Below are 17,989 nucleotides of genomic sequence, written 5' to 3'. Positions count from 1 at the left end.
GCCTGCAAACAAATAAAAAAGTGTAATAAAAAATCAGATTGGTTCGTCAGTTCATTGAGACACACTACAGGAGAGAGTCATTGAACCAAAGACATAAGGCCAACATTGCCAACTTGGCAAAAAACCATGGACGACAGGTCTTTCACAGCGCTTTTAGACTGCTTCGTGATGCGCATCTTGCTGAAGATGTTACCCAAGAAGTATTTTTAAAGCTCTTTAAGAAATCACCTAGTTCGTTCAACACCATTACTCACTGGCCAGCCTATTTAAAATCAATGGCAATTAGCACGGCTATCGACCACTTGAGACGACATACTCGTCTTGCAGAATCGCCGATGGAGGCTGTTCCCGAACCCCAGACTATCCATGCAGAACAACCGCTGCAACTCATCTTACAGGACCGGGATTTACAATGCCTGCTCAAAGCTTTACTGCGCCTCGATGCAAAAGACGCTCGAATATTTTGTATGCGTCACATTGAAGGCTACTCCTATCAGGAGATAGCAGACATCGAAGGCATCTCAAGTAGCTTAGTGGGCGTTACCTTACATCGCACTCAAATCAAAGTCTCAAGCCATTTGGGTGAATCACAATTTTTAGGAGAGCAGCATGTCGTTTAAAGACGAATCAGAACATAGATTTCAACCATGGGTCGATGCAGTCAAAAAACAGCAGCCCACAGAAGATGAGTATTTAAATATGGAGACAAAACTCATGCAAAGTATAGAAGACTACGACGGTCCGGTTTATCAAGATGAGCCCTCGCAAGGCAAGCTTCTATCTGCATGGTCATGGTTAAAAGAGCTGTCTGTGGGCGCGCAGTGGGGCTTTGCTGGATCATTTGCTATTGCACTGAGCTTATCTGTCGGCTTACTGTTTTCCGGTGGCGTTAGCAGCCCAGCCTTTGCCTCTGTAGTACAAAAGCTTAATAACATCAGTTCAATGATTTATGCGGGCGAAATGCTTTCAAATGGTGAGCCGATCATGTCATTGGAGGTATTTTACAAAGCGCCTAGCAAGCTACGCATTGTCAACACGCCACTAGCGGGCGGCAATAAGCAAATGTCAGTGGTAAATGTCTTAGACACTGAGCTAGGAGAGGGATTAATCATATTCCCTCATGTCAACAGAGCCATGCCTTTTAGCTTTTCGCCAGGCGAGCAGTCTGATGACAAAAGCATTGAAGATAGCCTGTTGGATTGGCATAAACAGGTACTTAGCTATAAGGGAGAGGTCATTGTCACTGACCCTCAGTTAAAAAATGGGCAGATGCTTGTAGGGTATGTCATTGATCAAGAGCATATGGATATAACCTTATGGGTTGACCCTAATACAGAACTGCCTAAGAGTATTCGAATTGAGATAGCTCAAGGACAAAACAGCTTTATCTTCGATGCAGATGTGGCATTTAATCAATACTTGGATGATGAACTTTTTAGCACTAGCTCTGATAATTACAACATAATGACAGAGGACGGCGACGAGTAAGTCAAGCGCGTTCCAATAATACAAAGCCCGGTAAGCATTTTATGCTTACCGGGCTTTTCAATCTTGCCACCTTAGAAACCTCTTTTTTTCCAGAACTGAGCTTGTTTTTGCTCCTCTTCATCTTCTAAAGTAATTTCAAATATTTGCTCGGCAATAATCTTGTCGTTATGTTTAATTAACATATGCCAACTGCCAAGTTTGTCCTGTTCTGGCGCCCAGATTGTGTCGCCCAGATAAAATCGCCAGTCATTCGTTCTAACGTGCAGGCCCCCTTCGAAGGGCGCCATAATCACGCCTTGCTTATCGCATATATTTGGATGTGCAATACACCAGCTTAAGTGTTCACCCTTTGCTTTTTTAGCATGCAGCACAAAGCCAAACTCTATGTCTATTTGCGCAGGTATAATGTGGGTATGTTTGGCAATTTTAGGCAGCGTTTTTCCGCCATCTATAAAACCATCGTAAATACCGTAACTTTCAATTGAAAATACCGGCTTTGTTTTTGCCATTGCGCTACGCTTACCTGAGTGTCGTTGCCAACTAAGACAGCGGAATGATTACACTTGAAGCAACGATTTCATAAGTTTTACCTGCCGCAATGTGTGCACTTTCGCTGTCCAAATCCTCGGTAAAATGCGCCGCTTGCGCTGGCGTGATATTCTTCTCTACTAATTCACCATTCACACTTACTGTTTTGCCACCGGCATCGGTTGGAATAAAAAAACCATAGTCCTTGAATGACACTCTCATGGTTTTATTCTCATGTTGGGCGATAAAGAAGCAGCCCTTTTTTTGGCATACCTTGGTGATTGGCAAATTCGCACTAAATGCAGCATCCAGGTGCTTCTCAGGGGACATAAATAAGGTATCAACGGTTAGCGTTGGTAGCGTTTGATCAAAAGGCGCACCAAATGTTTCACTCGTCGCATCAACTGCAATCGGTTCAGACAAGCGAATGCTTTGATCCCCCGCAGTACTTGAGAGAACAACCAAGAGATACAGCGCAATCGCACTAAAAAGGCGAATAGCAGAGCCGTTTCCGCTCAACTCTGAAAATAGCTTATTACTGTGATTTACTTTCATATCTTATCCGAATTAGTCTGAGTGCAGTTTAGTGCACATTGTTTTCGATTACACCTGCGCTACATTGCCCCGCTCAGTGTTTTTTCTCAACAAGCTGTAAAAGCAGCTTTTCAATACGCCTGACACTTTGGTTAAGCTCGTTTAGTCCAGCCTCTTTCATTTGCGAATTTTGAGAAGGATTCGCGCTCGCTGCAACTGATGTTAGCACTGATGATTCCTGTGCAAGGCGTTCTTTTTGCGCCAGTATTTTTTCTCTAAAGTCTGCTGCGTCAACAATACCAATCATCGAAACTAAGGCCCCAGGTGCAGATTGCCCGGCTGTTTCAAATGTCAGTCGATAAACACCAAACATCCGCATTAATGGTCCTTGAATCATTCCAACATCGGTTATCTTATCGAGCGGAACCGATTTTTCGACCTTAAACATAATGCCACGTTTCACAATCAGCTTTCGCGTCATTAATTGCGCCGACATGGCATCAAGAATCCGCTGACTCAACAATAAGACTAATAAAGCGATAATGGGCAAAAACGGAATGAAAAAAACGCTTGCCATTGCAATTAGGCACCATAGCACTAGCCAATATCGCTTTACCTTAGGGTCAAACTGAGCTTCACAAATAACGCTTTCTTGCATATTCCTTCCTTAGATTTTGGTGTTAGGACACTGAAAATGGCGCGCCGTTTAATGATCACCGGATACAGCAAGTTTAGCCTGAATAAAGTCACTGTGTCTAACATATAGTAAATCCGCAACTCTTCTAATGACGTCATCTTCGTGGTGGTCGAGTGAGCCATCAGCATAGGCAACTTTCCACATCAGGGTGATTAGCGCCACACGTTGCTCGTATTCATACTCTTCTTTAATCAGCGTTGTAAATGGATATACAGAGGTGGTTTCTGCGCTATTTTGTTCTGACGCAATCATTAATTCGTTTAGCTGAGCGTCGCTTAAATCAAAGGACTCTCTTAGCAAATGTTTCACCTTTTCCGTTTCTTCAGCGGTTTGTTCAAAGTCAGCTTTAATGACTTCAAAAAGCAATGCCGCGCATGCATGCTGCAACTTGTTTTGCGTGTCTTTCTCATCCTTTATTTCAATCTCTAAAGAGAAAAACGCCTTCAACTTATCTATCATTATATTTATTTCCTCGATGTAAATTAACCTCAACTCGGGATAGGCGACAGCGCCAAGTAGCGCTAAAAACATGCATTTGCACTATCGCTTATCCCGAGTTGAGGTTAAATTAGGTTGCGCCCAAAGCTCACCACTCATAGTATAGAGCCATTGCTAGTTCTTGAAGTTGTTATGCCAGTAAAAAACTTTCGTATATTACCAAAGCTATATGCCATGCTCGTGTGCAGATGCTGCCTTGTCTTGAATTTCATGTTCGTCTTTTCCGCCGAAGCTAACTCAGACCCGCAAGGCAACACTGCACCCGTGCAACGCATTGTATTTTGGGAGCGTAATTTCAATACGGAATTTCTGCACGCAAGTCTCACTAACTACTTAAATGCATCAGAACATCGATTTGGTGCGTACGAATTAGTTCCTTCTGCCCCTATGGAGCAATATGAAGCATTTGCAGCGCTAGACAGGGGGGAAATTGATGTTGTTGTTGGCTCAATTAATTTGGAGCGCGAGCAAAAATACGCGCCTATCTATAGCCCTATAGATAGAGGCCTAGCTGGATTTCGGGTGTGTTTGATACATCGCGACTTGCGCCGCGCGTCGACACTGCAAACAACGGATGAAAACTACTTCGATATTGTTAATGCCGCTGTCGCCGGGGAACTCACCATTGGGCTTGGAAGCGACTGGCCAGATAAAGCTATTTATGAACAAAACGATTATACAACAGTAGACAGTGAGAGTTACTTGGAACTGTTTGACATGTTAGAGGCAAAAACCTTCAACTGTTTTTCCCGCAGTATGCAAGAAATTGATGCTGAGATTGCAAACCTGAGCACTGAGGCTATCGTAAAAGACGATAAAATCGTATTTATTTACCCAAATGCCGCATTTTTATACACGTCGAAAGACAACATTGACTTACAAGAAAGACTTCAGTTTGGCGCGGCGCTAGCGAAAAGCAACGGCAGTTATTATCGATTATTCGAGCAATATTATGCGGGCATTCTCGCTAACAATAACCTGTACTTCAGAAAGCTTATCTTTCTCAGAAATAAAGATTTAAGTAAGACCGCGCTCGATTCAATCAATGAATTTGGATTAGCTAGCTTTAAACTAACGAGCAATGGCTTGCCAAAAATCTCAAACTAGTCCCGCAAAAAATCTCTCCTTTTCTAATTTGTCAATTCTACGTCTAGTTCACCTAACTGCCTGCAATTTGGAAATTCCACTCACAAGATTCCCGTCTTTGCCGATAGTACTAGCAAGTCCTACTGCTATAGAAACATATGTCAAAAATTACAACGCGCTCATCCACACAACTTAACGATATCTTTAGCGATAGCGTAGTTCGGTGTGCCGCTTTGGTAAAAGAGGTGATGCTTCCCATGCGTCAACGCAATAGCGCCGATTCTCTACACACTCATGAATACTCTCAAGAGTACTATGTGGTCGCGCAAATTGAGGCTTTGAACATTGGACCTGCAAAGCAACTTTCATGCTCGGTTGAGGTGGTAATTGATACAGATTCAGAATTAGAGAGTAACGGGATTTTCAAGAGCTTGTGCAAAGCCAAAGAGGATGGCGTGTATGTCATTTTTGACGCGGTTTATTTGGCTGTTCATCAAGACAGAGCAATCTTACAAGGCGCCCGAGCAGAGATAACGAATTTAAAGTGTGATGCTTACTTAAATATGATCGGCTCTGGCTCAGTCACACGATAATATTCCCGTTTTATGTTTACGCTTGTTAATACACAAGCTGGTCTCGTCCTTGTGATTTGGCTTGGTATAGCAGCGCATCAGAACGCTTGATCAGACTGTCGGTACTTTCATTCTGTGAGGCTTGAACAAGCCCAAAGCTCATTGTAATGGATAAGTTTTCGCTCGAAATGGGCGCGCTGTTAATAGCGTTTCGTATTTTCTCAATTACCAAAGGCGCATCATCCATATTGCATCGCCGCAATATTATTGCAAACTCTTCACCGCCCCATCGACATACTGCGTCGCTTTTGCGTAAATGCTGACTAATAAGCGTCGCTATATCCACAAGAACTTCATCTCCAACATCGTGGCCATGCTCATCATTTACTCGTTTAAAGTGGTCAATATCGGCAAGACAAATGCAAAACGGGCCGCCGCCTGAGGCAAGCGTATTGCGGTCGTAATCAAGCAAAGTGTCGAAAAAGCCGCGATTAAACAGTCTAGTTAGCGAATCGTGATTCGCTTCGAAACGTAAACGCTTACTATCTCTAATTTGCTCAGATTTAATAAATAGCAAAACAGTCATCAACGGTGTAGATGAGCAAAGTGTCAAGACAATAAAGATTGCGCCAATGTACTGTTCAAATGCGGTGAAAGCGGTACGCTCAGGGACAAGCGTGTAAAGCAAGACCATTTCGACTAAGCAAAGATATGAGAGTATTCGAGTATAGTGTTTTTTATCGCTGGCCGTAAACGCTGCGTATGCAATTGCAGCCCATAGAATAAGCTGCCCACCGTAAGCGGTACCGATTTGCGTAACAATAAAGCCCGTATGCAACATCATTTCTAACATACCGACACAAATGGCGAGGGTAAATTGTCCCTTTTGCGCTAGCACTAATACTACCACCCACGCGATTGCCCCTGAAATGCTCAGAGCAGCCAACATGTAGTGTTGTGCAGATAAAAAACCTAACAGCAAGATCGCATTGACAACAAAGCCTGAAACAGCAGATACGGTAATACCGTAAAAATCGGGATAATCCCCTTGCTCAATATTGGATGGTGGTTCAAAGCTCAGGTTTAAACGTGAAAACATTGAGTCAGCTCGCATGATATTCAACCTTATTGCGGCCTGTTGCTTTCGCTGTGTACAAAAGCTCATCGGCTTGTTGAAGTGCTTCATCAAATGACTGGGAGCCTTTTGTCTGGATTAAACCAAAACTCATCGTGACTTTGATTCCATCAATTTCTTCTTGCGATATAACTTCTCTTATTGCTTCAACCACTGGCATGGCGGCTTTTACATCACGCTCGGGCAAATAAATAATAAATTCTTCTCCGCCCCAACGGCATATTACGTCGCTTTGTGCCAATATCCGCTCAAAACACTTTGCGACAGCCTGTAGCACCCTGTCTCCGGTTTGATGGCCATGTTTGTCATTAATCAATTTAAAGTGATCAATATCTCCCATCGCAATGCAAAAACTCCTTTTTTCACGAATAGAGATTTGGCGCTGGTATTCTATGAAAGTGGTAAAAAATCTGCGATTCTTTAAACCTGTTAAAGCATCGTGATTAGCAATATGAATAAGCTGATTACGACGTCGATGAAAGCTACGCTTCATCGACATCACACCCGATACCAACAAGCCACCAAATACCAACAGTAAGATTTCTCGGGTGCCCGAAATAAAGTGATATTCAGTATCCAGGGGCGCGTACAAGTGAAGTGACAAGAAAGTCAGCACACATACCAGTGAAAAAACAATACAGCTTATAACGGGGACTCGTGGATTGATGGCAAACAAACATGCTAGCGGCCAAATCCCCATATGAATGCCATGCTCAGTGCCAAACACAATTGTCATGAAGGTGATCTGACATAAAAACATAACCGTTGTGATCACAATGACACGTCGAAATTCGTTTTTTCGTACCAGCACGATGCTGTAAAGCCAAAGTGCAAGTGCAAAAGCGTTAAAGCCAATAAGCAAAGGGATACTCAGAGCCAAGCAATATCCAAGAAAAACGACATGCACGAAAGCACTTATGACGACATAAGCCATCATTCTTGATCGCTCCAGCGTATCAAAATAGCGTTTGCTTCTGTCAGGATTCATTTATTCGCAGTGGTAGATTTAGCAAAGTAATTAACCTCAACTCGGGATAAGCGACAGCGCCAAGTAGCGCTTGCACGATCGCTTATCCCGAGTTGAGCCTAATTAGATTGGCGTTTTAGGCATAAGATAATAAAAGTATAGCGCTACAGCTGCTAATAAAACAGATGCTTTCATTGTTCCATCTTTGATTTTGGTAGATGGGCTTGCCGCGACAAAATACTAGGACATGAAAAAACCAAAAACACACAAGCTAATGCCGCCAATAGTGCCCATATAAAAAAGCTATTTACACCCATTAACACATATATGGCGGTAGAAATGAGTGGCATTAATGCCATCATTAAGGCTGCTAAGCTTTCTTCTAAACCCAGAATTTTGCCTTGAGAAGAGGCATCAGTTTGCGTTGTTAGCACTGACTTTATGGTTGGCAAACAAATGCTGAAACCTAAATTTGCAAAATAGTAGACAATAAGTAGTAGCCAGTAGTTATCGATGATGGGGAAATTCAACAGGCTAAAACACAATAAAGCTAAACCCAGTGTTAAAGCTCGCGCTTCTCCAAAAAAACCGACGATCGGCTTAATGAGCACTACTTGATTGAATATCGCGAAGCCGCCAACAAAAAACAGGAAATTACCGATTTCAACTTCACTAAGCTCAAATTGATCAATGAGATAAAAGACCATAATCGCGGTATAAGCGGCCATAGTGGCGGCCAAAAATATACGAACAATTAAGACGTTTCTCACAACATTCTGACCTTCTAGGGCTGCAAAAGAAGTTCGCAGTTTAAATGGCTGCAACCAATCGCGTTGTGCAGTTGCCGCTTTTACGGCGAGGGACTCAGGCAAAACAAAATAAATGCAACAAACTGTGACCAAGCTTAGGAGAGCACCGAATATTGCAGTAGCAATGTAGCCAAACGCAGAAGCCATTGTGTATGCCCCGATGGCAGGCCCTATAATCATGCCAAGACCCATGGTTGCGCTTAGATACCCAAAGTACTTTGCCTTTTGTTCCTTAGTTGTTATGTCAGATAAGTAAGCATTAGTGACTGAACTGTTTCCTCCGGTAATGCCATCAACCATTCTCACAACAAACAGAAATATCAACAGAATTAACACTGGCATGTTGGACATAGAATCCAGCAGTGACAATGCCAAAAACAGCAGCCATGACAACAAGGTTCCGCCTTGCGTCAACAATAGAATTTTTCTTCGTCCGTGTTGATCAGATAAACCACCGAAAATAGGCGCGGCCCAAAACTGACACAGACTAAATACGCCAAGCAGGAGTCCAAATAACCAGTCTTGCATTTGCCAGTTGCGCAAGAGAAATGGTAAAACAGGGATCAGGATGCTAAACGATAGCGTGTTGACTAAAGTCAATAAAAGTACCGCTAACAGTTTGCTCTTTTGCATCGTAAATGATTCTGTAATAAAGGTGCACTCATGTTCAACAGTGTAGAGAGCAATTCGCTCCTTTCCACTGAATTCTTGCTATTTTAACCGCATCTATTGCAGCAAAATAAACATCAAACGCAATAATCTTGTATAAAAAACTGTCAAATTACGGTATGAGTAACTTAGAAAAGTAATTATCGAGTGAAATCGAAGAGGATAATATGTCGGTTGATAACGACTGTGATAACTTTCAAGTGCATATCGAGACGTCCAACGGCGAGTTCGTTTATGACGGTTTTGAAGAAAAAGAGGTTATTGCCGAGATTGAACGTCCCACTATACTCGTCAATCTTTGCTGCGATGAAACAGAAGTCGCCATCAACTCGGATGTTTATCGCCGTAATTTCACTCCCAAAGACAGTATTATCTTTATTCCCTCAGGTACGCAAATCAAAGAAAAGTTTGGCCCGGGTGGCGAGATGATCATGTTTGAGCTACCCGAAGCCGCTATCAACGAGTGCTTGGGAAATACTAAGGCCACGGTGGGTGAACTTAGCCGCTACATACAAATCAATAGTAATAAAGCGATTGGAAATCTCGCCCGATATTTGCGCAATCGGCTGCTTTTAGAGGAAGACAGCGATCCCTTAGACATCGAACTCTTAATGTCTGATATTCAACAAAAAGCATTATCTCAGTGCACCAGCAAGCGTCCATCAAGGGCTTTGAATCATGAGGCACTTCCCATCTTTATAGTGCGCAGAGTCGTAGACTATATTGACCAAAACTATCAGTATAAAATCAAACTTGAAGACTTGGCGAATTTAGCGTCATTGAGCTCATGGCACTTTGCCCGCGCTTTTAAAAATACTACTGGCCAGTCTCCGTATCAAATGGTGATAGAGCGACGTCTACAAGCAGCCCGTCATATGTTGGAAAAAACGAATGAGGGAATATCAGAAATTGCGTTTTCTACCGGCTTTTTGTCACAGTCACACTTAAGCGATTTATTTAAACGCGATCTTGGCATCACGCCAAATAAGTATAGAAAAGGACACAGCAAGCCTAAATCCTTTACATAGCGAAGCTGGTTGCAACAATTAAAGTATCGTAAGCTTATATCACCGATTCGCTCTTATGATGGAAAAGGCACTTGGCATTCGTCGAGTCAAAAACGAAACTAGCCTATGGCGCAGGTGACTTCGCGCTTGCAATCGTCGTTTATGGCGTCCAACTCTTTTTATTGTATTACTATACCGATGTCATTGGCTTGTCGGCCGTATCCGCAGGTGTGGTATTTTTTGTTGGTATCGTTTTTGACATTCTCACCGATCCTATTGTTGGCTATCGTTTACAAAAACTCAAAGCAAGGAGCGGGGAATATAGACGCTATCTGCTAATTGCCGCATTGCCACTTGCGCTTGCAAACATTGGTTTATACGCCTATCCACAAAGCTTAGGTGAGCTGAACCTATTTTATTATGTAGTGATCTTTCATCTTCTATTTAGAGCTGTTTTTACCCTTGTTTCCATATCGTTTTACTCACTTGTTGCCTCCATTACGAAAAACAGCGATAAGCGCTCTTCGCTAGTTGGTTTTAGTCTGTTTGGCTCGGCATGTGGTGCGCTGTTAGTGGCGCTTTTCACCCTACAAACGGTGGAATTCTTAGGGCATGAAAACGAGCAATTAGGATTTATTTATACAAACTGTGTGTTGTCAGTAGTCGCCTTGAGCATGCTTTTGTTAACCTACCGCTTCACGCATGAAAACAATGCTGAGGTGTTGAGTCATGAACTATCATTAAGGCAAGCTATCAATGTGGTGAAACGCAATTCAGCCTTATTGTATCTCTCGGCGGCCATGCTCAGTGCGTTTGTAGGGACTTATGTTTTCGTGCAAATGATCATCTATTTTTGCAAATACGTGATCGAGATGGAGTCAATCATCACACCCGCTTTGAGTTGGTATCTTGGCATAAGCCTTGTGGGTATTCCGGTTTGGATACATTTGAGTAAACGCTATGAAAAACACATTAACTGGTTTATCGGCGCATGTTTATTTGCGATGTCAGCGCTGACCCTTTGCATTGTGAGCGTATTTGATTGGTACACCGGTAGCACAGCAGCAGGGATTACACTGATATTGATTAGTATTTGTGGACTTGGAGCCTCCGCTATTTCATTTGCTTTTTGGTCAATGCTGCCAGACACCATCGAGTTTGGGCAAAGTGAAAGCTCAAAACGACTCGAAGGATTTACGTATGGCATGGCAAGCTTTTTTATTAAGCTAACGTACAGCCTTGCTGCGGGTTTAATTGGTTTATTGTTGGCCTGGTCAGAATTCACGGCAAACGCACTGCAAACATCAAAAACGCTTTACAGCATGACCGTTTATTTTACGCTTATTCCCGCCATCTTCGTTGCATTGTCTACTTGGTTTTTAAAGCAGTATCCGATTACCAAGCATACTCATCAACGCTTGGTGCACAGTCTTGAGCCGAAATTGAATAAACAAACATAGCAATTATCTGGAAGAATCAGCAGATTCTCAAAACTAGCCTATACTTAATATACAACAGCTTGGCGCCCTTTCATCTGCCTGACAACTTATATTCTATGTACTTTTGAACAACACGGTATAAATAGTATTAGCAACAAACTGATATAAGCGCTGTTTAAAGCATGCTCCAATATCACTCTAAGTTGTCACTGCCTTTATGCATTGGCTATATGCCTGATAGGTTGCCTCACGCCAACCCACATTCACAATTTTCACAGGAAGAACTTATGCGCATTTTGATTCATTTATCTACTCTGGCCATTGCATTAAGCCTGATTGCATGTTCACAACAGGCTCCCCAACCAGAACAACAACAAATGGCACCGCCAGAGGTAGATGTGGTGCAGCCGCTTACCAAAAGCATTACCATTTGGGATGAATTTACCGGTCGTTTTGAACCGGTCAACAGCGTCATCTTGCGCTCTCGCGTCAGTGGATTTCTGGTAGAAAAGAACTTTAAAGACGGAGATATCGTTGAGAAAGGACAAACGCTCTTCGTTATTGATCCACGTCCTTTTGAGTTTGAGGTCAAGCGCACAGATGCGCAATTTAAACTCGCCACGAACGAGTTCAATCGAGCAGATAACTTGCTCAACACTCGCGCTATATCTCGCGAAGACTTTGAGCGTCGCCAGCAAGAGCTAGTAGTCGCCGAGGCTGCGCTTGAAAATGCCAAGCTGAATCTCGAATTTACAAATATTAAAGCACCCTTCTCTGGCAGAGTGAGCGACAGTTTTATTGACATTGGTAATTTGGTGCAAGCCAATCAGGATGTATTGTCTACTATTGTTTCACTAAATCCCATTCACTTTGCAATGGAGGCATCACAAATAGAGATACTGCGATATATCAGGCTTGACCAAACCGGTGAACGAGAAGGTGCGCGAACTAATCGAATCCTTACCTATGTGAAATTGCAAGACGAAGAAAGCTTTCTACATGCAGGTTTTATCGATTTTGTGGACAATGTGGTTGATGTCGATACCGGCACTTTGAGAGCGCGGGCAATCATCGATAACAGCGATATGATAATCACTCCTGGTTTTTTCGGTCGCGCGCGTATTTCTGGCTCAGGAAACAGACCGTTTATTCTCTTGCCCGAGCGCACAATTAATACTGACCAAGATCGCAAGTTCGTCTATACCGTAAATGCAGACAACCAAGCCCAGCGCACCTATGTGCAAGTCGGCAAATTGCTAGACAATAAGTTTGTGGTGATTGAATCGGGATTAAGTGGCGACGAGCAGGTAGTCGTTGCTGGCGTGCAGAGAATTCGCGCACCCAACCAACCCGTAAGCCCTAATAAGGTTGAACTAGAATGGGTCGAAAGCAATGTTATGCCAGATCCGGCAACACTCAAAATGCCCGTTGCGCTAGACGAAACACCTGCTGAGACGGCGGGGAATTAAGATGAATTTTTCAAAAAAGTTTATTGATCGCCCAATATTGGCAGGTGTGCTGTCGATTTTGGTGACTATTGTCGGGATAGTCTCTTATTTCGGCTTACCCATTACGCAATATCCTGAAATTGCACCGCCTACAATCGTCGTAACCGCTACCTACCCCGGAGCCAATGCCCAGACAGTGGCACAAACCGTAGCAACACCTATCGAACAAGAGGTTAACGGGATAGAAGGTATGCTTTACATGATGTCTCAATCGACATCAGACGGCGTCATGTCACTAACCATCACCTTTGAGCTTGGCACTGATTTAGACATGGCCAATGTTCTGGTGCAAAACCGCGTCTCTTTGGCTGAGCCTTTACTGCCCGAAGAAGTTCGACGTTTAGGCGTCACTACCCGTAAAAACTCACCTAACATGCTCATGGTGGTCAACTTGTTTTCACCTGACGGCACCTACGATCAGGATTATATCGGCAACTATGTTGTATTAAAGCTGCGCGATCAGCTTCGTCGTGTTGACGGCGTTGGCGATACGTTAATGTTCGGCGCGGCGCCCTACTCCATGAGAATTTGGTTAGATCCTGACTTAGTGAATAACTACGAGCTTACGGCAGGTGACGTTATTGCATCGATTCGCGCACAAAATGTGCAAGTAGCCTCCGGTGTGTTAAATCAAGCTCCTCAAGTGGACCAAAACGTCATTGAATACAACATTCAAACCCAGGGGCGGCTACAAAATCCTGAAGAGTTTGAAAACATTATTATCAAATCGGTTGATGGAAAAGTGGTTCGCCTAGGCGATGTAGGACGCGTGGAGCTTGGCGTCCAAAGCTATGCAACAAAAGGGTACTTAGGCGAGTTTCCCTCGGTTGCTTTGCCCATTTTTCAACGACCTGGCTCGAATGCTGTGGAAACCTCCGACAGTATTATCGCGCTTATGGAAACACTTAAAGAAGACTTCCCACCTGGTTTAGATTACGACATTGCCTACAATCCAACCAACTTTATCGAAGCCTCTATAGAAGCAGTAGAAATCACCTTTTACGAAGCCGTTTTCTTAGTCGTACTCGTGATTATCGTATTTTTACAAAGCTGGCGGGCAGCTATTATCCCAATCATTGCAATCCCCATCTCGCTCATCGGCACCTTTGCGGTAATGGCAGCGCTTGGATTTACCTTAAATACGCTTACGCTATTTGGCTTGGTGCTGGCTATCGGTATCGTAGTCGATGATGCCATAGTGGTGGTCGAGAACATGGAGCGAAACATGCAAAGCGGCATGAATACCCGCGACGCTGCTCGTAAAACTATGGAAGAAGTGGGGGGCGCTCTTATCGGTATGGGTCTGGTATTGTTTGCTGTGTTTTTGCCCACCGCGTTTATGGAAGGTATTTCAGGGCAGTTTTATCGGCAGTTTGGTGTCACCATTGCAGTCGCAACCATAATTTCAGTAGCCGTATCGCTCACCTTAAGCCCCGCGCTTGCCAAAATCATGATGCGTCCACACAGCGATAAGCGCGAGGGTGCTTGGTATGCTAAACCTATCAATGGCTTTTTTGGCGTGTTCAACAAAGGCCTGGATTGGCTATCAGAGAAATACGCAAGCACGGTTGCCGCATTGATCAAATTCAGTGCCCTTGCTTTGATAATATACGTTGGCCTTATGGCGGCAACGGCCTACTTATTTACCTCAGTGCCATCTGGCTTTATTCCGCCACAAGACAAAGGTTATTTTATCGTGGCAATACAGCTACCCAATGGCTACGCGCTTTCTGAAACTGATGTGATCACCAATCAAGTCACCGATATCTTACTCAACACTGACGGAATCAGCAGCGCAGTGGCCTTCACCGGCTTTGCAGGAGCTACGTTTACCAACGCAACCAATGCCGCTGCCATATTCCCCGTATTAGAAGATTTTGAGGTAAGAAATGCGAAGGGGCTAAGCTATCAAGGGATCCTCGATAGCATTAATGCCCAGGTTTCGCAGATAAAAGAAGCATTCATCGTGGTAATACCGCCACCACCCGTAGACGGCATCGGCAATGCCGGCGGGTTCAAAATGATGATACAGGACAAAGGAGGCCGAGGCTTAGCCGCACTTGAGCAAGCAACATGGGGCTTAGCAATGGCCGCCATGCAAGACCCAGCCATTGCCTCTGCCTTTACATTTTACGAAAACGGTACGCCGCAAATTTTTCTCGACATTGACCGCGAGCGAGCCGAAAAGCTAAATGTGCCCGTGACACGCATTTTTGAAGCGCTTGAAGTTTTCATTGGTTCAACCTTCGTGAACGATTTTAATTATTTAGGTAGAACATTTCGGGTAACTGCGCAAGCAGACGCACAATTTAGACTAACCCCTGATGACGCCCTAAGACTGCGCGTGAGAAGTGATGACGGTCATATGGTGCCAATAGGCTCAGTGGCGACAATTAGTGATACGGCTGCATCCTCTAGAGTGCCCAGGTATAACTTGTTCCCCTCTGCTGGCTTAATTGGCGAACGAGCGCCGGGTTTCAGTACAGGGCAGGCACTTGATGCAATGGAGCGTTTAGCCGCTGACAATCTACCCGATGGCTTTGACTATGAATGGACGGAAATTGCCTATCAGGAACGAAATACAGGTAATACTGCCGCATTCGCATTTGCCATGGCGGTGCTTTTCGTATTCTTGCTGTTAGCCGCACTTTATGAAAGCTGGACATTACCGCTTGCGGTTATTCTGATTGTACCGATGTGTCTGTTCTCATCTATCACGGGTATTTGGATAAGCGGCATGGAAAACAACATTCTCACGCAAATCGGATTTATCGTATTAGTGGGGCTGGCTAGCAAAAACGCCATTTTGATTGTGGAATTTGCACGAGAACTAGAGTCATCGGGAAAGGCAACGATTGATGCAGCTGTGGAAGCTGCAAGGCTGCGCTTACGTCCGATATTAATGACTTCGTTTGCATTTATTCTCGGCGTCATTCCATTGGTAATCGCCCAAGGTGCCGGCGCCGAGATGCGCCAAGCCATTGGCGTAGCAGTGTTTAGCGGGATGTTAGGAGTAACCTTATTTGGTCTTTTGTTTACCCCCGTTTTTTACGTGCTGTGTCGCAAACTCTCTAAGATTTAGACAAGGAACTGCACATGAGCTGCATAGACTGGATTGCTCTGAATACCCGAACATGCGCACTTTGCATGCTGGTAATGCTTTTTGCCAGCGTAAGCTTTTCAGCAAAGTCTGCAAGCTATGTCTATGTGGGAAATGCCGGCAGTGCATCTGTATCGGTCTACAAACTCGATACTGAGAACTTGAGTTTGAACTTAATTGAACACAAGGCGATTGGTTCTCTAAGCGATGCTGGGTTTTCAACGCCAATGGCAATTAGCCATACGCGTGAACAACTTTATATTGCAACGAGGGGTGGCGAAAAATTACTCGCACGGTTTAAAATATCGTCTGATTCTGGCGCATTAACACTCATCAATACCCAAGCACTTGAGCATAGCTATGCGTATATCGCCTTTAACCCATCAGAGTCTGCGCTCATTGGCGCGTCATACCCACAAAACTTAGCGCGATCGTGGCGAATAAACGACAACGGGAATGCCGAACCAGTGGATACACATAAGGGTCTTATTAATGCTCATGCCGTGGTGTTCGTGGATAAAGGCCGACTCGCTTTGATTCCAACTCTAGGCAATAATCAACTGTCAGCAATCGCAATGGTAGACGGGAGCTTTACCAAAGTTAAACCTTCTCTATTCACCTTTCCTGACAATACGGGGCCACGCCATTTAAGGGTTTTAGACAATACAAATATCCTTTATGTGCTCGGTGAGCTGGACGCTAGGGTTCACGTGCTTAAGATGGACGAGGTATCTGGCGAAATTTCTCTATTGCAAAGTCTAGCCCTTCCAATTGATTGGGCGCACGCGGCCCTACGCGATAATTTGCCCTCAGCAGCTGACATCCATATAAGCGGAGACGGTAAATTCTTATTCGCCACAGAACGCAGAACCAACAGCCTCTGTAGCTTCGCAGTTTTAGAAGATAGCTTATTGCAGGCCAAGCAGTGTGTGCAAACGGAAGAATGGCCGCGAGGCTTTGCTATTGACCGTGAGCATGAGCTATTAATCGTGGCAGGACAGCGCTCTCATCATGTTAGTGTATATAAGATGAATAAGGGTGAGCTTAGTTTTGTCTCAAGGGTCCCTACACAAGAGGGACCCAATTATCTTGAAATTGTTCATTTTTAGCAGCGTAGTGCGTCGAACTTGCTATTGTTTGTTCTGTAACGCGTTTTGAATTTGTTCAAGCTGCTCAGCAGTAAAAGAAGAGCTGTCTATCAGTTCAAGTACTGCCTCTGCTTTACTCCTGGCGATAATTGAAGAAAGCTTACCTGAATTCTCAGTCATTTTTGCAACTGCAGCAACAACATCCTCGTCAACGGCAGTGCTTATCATGCGCTCTAGATCTTCAAGTTCACCGGTGTTAATCATGAGTACTTTGCGTTTATCCTTAAATCGATGAGCAAACGTTTCGCCATTTTCTTCAAGATTTGCCATTGCCTGTAGACTGTCAACCACTGACTTACGAGTTCCCTCCTGCAAGTCGTAAAAGACGCTGTTTAGATACTCTTCATTTTCCAGGTCGAGTTTGTGAACTTCATACTCTTTGGCATCTTCCATATCCGTTATCACTTTAACCTTGACCTTATCCTCATCGGTCGCTTTAATCTGGATAAGCTCCATTTTGTTTTTAGCGTTTTCAGATTCCGTGACGCTTAGCTCGGATGAAGTTTGAGCAAATACGGGACTTGATGCAAATAGACATGTAAGCAATATAGCGGCGATAAATGTTGATTTTATTTGCGTGAATGCAAGCTGTTTCATAGATGTTCTCCATTGTGTTTTAGGGCTTGTTCACAATGGTAAGTACAAGCGACATGCCAATTTTTTAATAGCTATAATATTCATATACTTAACGGTTTATTTAGCAAATTTTCCGGCTACACAAGATAAATAGTTCCGTATATCGGGAAGTGATGTCCTCATATGAGGAAAGATGACGTTGAGTGAAGTAGCCGAAACAAAATTTAG

General features: G+C 43.8%; 17 protein-coding genes. 9 read left to right on the top strand and 8 right to left on the bottom strand.

The window, feature by feature from the left end:
* The first annotated feature begins 80 nt into the window (after nucleotides 1-80).
* Nucleotides 81-620 carry an RNA polymerase sigma factor gene (locus tag PN836_RS14955; protein ID WP_395339682.1) on the top strand — a complete coding sequence of 180 codons (540 nt, stop codon included), beginning with the start codon at nucleotides 81-83 and terminating at the stop codon, nucleotides 618-620.
* Nucleotides 610-1,488 carry a LolA family protein gene (locus PN836_RS14950; RefSeq protein ID WP_395339679.1) on the top strand — a complete coding sequence of 293 codons (879 nt, stop codon included), beginning with the start codon at nucleotides 610-612 and terminating at the stop codon, nucleotides 1,486-1,488. Before PN836_RS14955 ends, PN836_RS14950 begins: the two co-directional genes overlap by 11 nt.
* A gap of 71 nt (nucleotides 1,489-1,559) precedes the next feature.
* Here PN836_RS14950 and PN836_RS14945 read toward each other — a convergent pair whose 3' ends face one another.
* From PN836_RS14945 to PN836_RS14930, 4 genes are all read right to left on the bottom strand, one after another.
* Nucleotides 1,560-1,997 carry a DUF3859 domain-containing protein gene (locus PN836_RS14945; RefSeq protein WP_395339677.1) on the bottom strand — a complete coding sequence of 146 codons (438 nt, stop codon included), beginning with the start codon at nucleotides 1,995-1,997 and terminating at the stop codon, nucleotides 1,560-1,562.
* 31 nt (nucleotides 1,998-2,028) lie between these two features.
* Nucleotides 2,029-2,571 (bottom strand): DUF4920 domain-containing protein, encoded by a 543-nt coding sequence (locus PN836_RS14940; protein ID WP_395339675.1) that lies wholly within the window; start codon nucleotides 2,569-2,571, stop codon nucleotides 2,029-2,031.
* Between the two features lie 73 nt (nucleotides 2,572-2,644).
* Nucleotides 2,645-3,208, bottom strand: a complete 564-nt coding sequence (locus PN836_RS14935; RefSeq protein WP_395339672.1) for a PH domain-containing protein — start codon at nucleotides 3,206-3,208, stop codon at nucleotides 2,645-2,647.
* Nucleotides 3,209-3,256: 48 nt separating this feature from the next.
* Nucleotides 3,257-3,706, bottom strand: coding sequence for a TerB family tellurite resistance protein (locus PN836_RS14930; RefSeq protein WP_395339670.1), 450 nt, complete (start codon nucleotides 3,704-3,706; stop codon nucleotides 3,257-3,259).
* A 249-nt stretch (nucleotides 3,707-3,955) separates the two neighbouring features.
* Between PN836_RS14930 and PN836_RS14925 the strand changes: the two genes are divergently transcribed.
* Both PN836_RS14925 and PN836_RS14920 read left to right on the top strand, forming a co-directional pair.
* Nucleotides 3,956-4,852, top strand: a complete 897-nt coding sequence (locus PN836_RS14925; protein ID WP_395339668.1) for a hypothetical protein — start codon at nucleotides 3,956-3,958, stop codon at nucleotides 4,850-4,852.
* Nucleotides 4,853-4,989: 137 nt separating this feature from the next.
* The gene (locus tag PN836_RS14920; RefSeq protein WP_395339665.1) at nucleotides 4,990-5,424 is read left to right on the top strand and encodes a hypothetical protein; all 435 of its coding nucleotides are present in this window, start codon (nucleotides 4,990-4,992) and stop codon (nucleotides 5,422-5,424) included.
* A 25-nt stretch (nucleotides 5,425-5,449) separates the two neighbouring features.
* On the opposite strand, the gene PN836_RS14915 is transcribed toward PN836_RS14920, so the two are convergent.
* The 3 genes from PN836_RS14915 to PN836_RS14905 form a co-directional block, all read right to left on the bottom strand.
* Entirely contained in the window at nucleotides 5,450-6,517 is a 1,068-nt protein-coding gene (locus PN836_RS14915; RefSeq protein WP_395339663.1) for a GGDEF domain-containing protein, read from the bottom strand.
* Entirely contained in the window at nucleotides 6,507-7,526 is a 1,020-nt protein-coding gene (locus PN836_RS14910) for a GGDEF domain-containing protein (protein WP_395339661.1), read from the bottom strand. Before PN836_RS14910 ends, PN836_RS14915 begins: the two co-directional genes overlap by 11 nt.
* A 170-nt stretch (nucleotides 7,527-7,696) precedes the next feature.
* Nucleotides 7,697-8,947, bottom strand: coding sequence for an MFS transporter (locus PN836_RS14905; RefSeq protein WP_395339659.1), 1,251 nt, complete (start codon nucleotides 8,945-8,947; stop codon nucleotides 7,697-7,699).
* 203 nt (nucleotides 8,948-9,150) lie between these two features.
* Here PN836_RS14905 and PN836_RS14900 point away from each other — a divergent pair, with 203 nt between their 5' ends.
* The 5 genes from PN836_RS14900 (at nucleotide 9,151) to PN836_RS14880 (ending at nucleotide 17,146) form a co-directional block, all read left to right on the top strand.
* Nucleotides 9,151-10,011, top strand: coding sequence for a helix-turn-helix domain-containing protein (locus PN836_RS14900; RefSeq protein WP_395339657.1), 861 nt, complete (start codon nucleotides 9,151-9,153; stop codon nucleotides 10,009-10,011).
* A 71-nt stretch (nucleotides 10,012-10,082) separates the two neighbouring features.
* Nucleotides 10,083-11,450 carry an MFS transporter gene (locus PN836_RS14895; protein WP_395339654.1) on the top strand — a complete coding sequence of 456 codons (1,368 nt, stop codon included), beginning with the start codon at nucleotides 10,083-10,085 and terminating at the stop codon, nucleotides 11,448-11,450.
* Nucleotides 11,451-11,716: 266 nt separating this feature from the next.
* Nucleotides 11,717-12,898 (top strand): efflux RND transporter periplasmic adaptor subunit, encoded by a 1,182-nt coding sequence (locus tag PN836_RS14890; protein WP_395339652.1) that lies wholly within the window; start codon nucleotides 11,717-11,719, stop codon nucleotides 12,896-12,898.
* Nucleotide 12,899: 1 nt separating this feature from the next.
* A complete protein-coding gene (locus PN836_RS14885) occupies nucleotides 12,900-16,019 on the top strand; it encodes an efflux RND transporter permease subunit (protein ID WP_395339649.1) in 3,120 nt (1,039 codons plus the stop codon).
* Between the two features lie 14 nt (nucleotides 16,020-16,033).
* Complete coding sequence (locus tag PN836_RS14880; protein ID WP_395339647.1) at nucleotides 16,034-17,146, top strand: lactonase family protein; 1,113 nt, start codon at nucleotides 16,034-16,036, stop codon at nucleotides 17,144-17,146.
* A 21-nt stretch (nucleotides 17,147-17,167) separates the two neighbouring features.
* Here the strand turns inward: PN836_RS14880 and PN836_RS14875 are convergent, their stop codons facing one another.
* Nucleotides 17,168-17,782, bottom strand: coding sequence for a hypothetical protein (locus tag PN836_RS14875; protein WP_395339644.1), 615 nt, complete (start codon nucleotides 17,780-17,782; stop codon nucleotides 17,168-17,170).
* Nucleotides 17,783-17,989: the final 207 nt, after the last annotated feature.

The organism is Ningiella algicola, assembly GCF_028401415.2.
GTDB lineage: Bacteria > Pseudomonadota > Gammaproteobacteria > Enterobacterales > Alteromonadaceae > Glaciecola.
The sequence above is the reverse complement of the archived record's forward strand: the minus strand, read 5'-3'. Positions and strand labels throughout refer to the sequence as shown.

Excerpts from the sequence above, each read along its gene's own strand:
- PN836_RS14885 (WP_395339649.1), top strand. The coding sequence starts at position 12,900 with ATGAATTTTTCAAAAAAGTTTATTGATCGCCCAATATTGGCAGGTGTG.
- PN836_RS14940 (WP_395339675.1), bottom strand. The coding sequence starts at position 2,571 with ATGAAAGTAAATCACAGTAATAAGCTATTTTCAGAGTTGAGCGGAAAC.
- PN836_RS14890 (WP_395339652.1), top strand. The coding sequence starts at position 11,717 with ATGCGCATTTTGATTCATTTATCTACTCTGGCCATTGCATTAAGCCTG.
- PN836_RS14925 (WP_395339668.1), top strand. The coding sequence starts at position 3,956 with ATGTTCGTCTTTTCCGCCGAAGCTAACTCAGACCCGCAAGGCAACACT.
- PN836_RS14950 (WP_395339679.1), top strand. The coding sequence starts at position 610 with ATGTCGTTTAAAGACGAATCAGAACATAGATTTCAACCATGGGTCGAT.
- PN836_RS14930 (WP_395339670.1), bottom strand. The coding sequence starts at position 3,706 with ATGATAGATAAGTTGAAGGCGTTTTTCTCTTTAGAGATTGAAATAAAG.
- PN836_RS14875 (WP_395339644.1), bottom strand. The coding sequence starts at position 17,782 with ATGAAACAGCTTGCATTCACGCAAATAAAATCAACATTTATCGCCGCT.
- PN836_RS14915 (WP_395339663.1), bottom strand. The coding sequence starts at position 6,517 with ATGCGAGCTGACTCAATGTTTTCACGTTTAAACCTGAGCTTTGAACCA.
- PN836_RS14920 (WP_395339665.1), top strand. The coding sequence starts at position 4,990 with ATGTCAAAAATTACAACGCGCTCATCCACACAACTTAACGATATCTTT.
- PN836_RS14935 (WP_395339672.1), bottom strand. The coding sequence starts at position 3,208 with ATGCAAGAAAGCGTTATTTGTGAAGCTCAGTTTGACCCTAAGGTAAAG.
- PN836_RS14880 (WP_395339647.1), top strand. The coding sequence starts at position 16,034 with ATGAGCTGCATAGACTGGATTGCTCTGAATACCCGAACATGCGCACTT.
- PN836_RS14900 (WP_395339657.1), top strand. The coding sequence starts at position 9,151 with ATGTCGGTTGATAACGACTGTGATAACTTTCAAGTGCATATCGAGACG.
- PN836_RS14910 (WP_395339661.1), bottom strand. The coding sequence starts at position 7,526 with ATGAATCCTGACAGAAGCAAACGCTATTTTGATACGCTGGAGCGATCA.
- PN836_RS14905 (WP_395339659.1), bottom strand. The coding sequence starts at position 8,947 with ATGCAAAAGAGCAAACTGTTAGCGGTACTTTTATTGACTTTAGTCAAC.
- PN836_RS14945 (WP_395339677.1), bottom strand. The coding sequence starts at position 1,997 with ATGGCAAAAACAAAGCCGGTATTTTCAATTGAAAGTTACGGTATTTAC.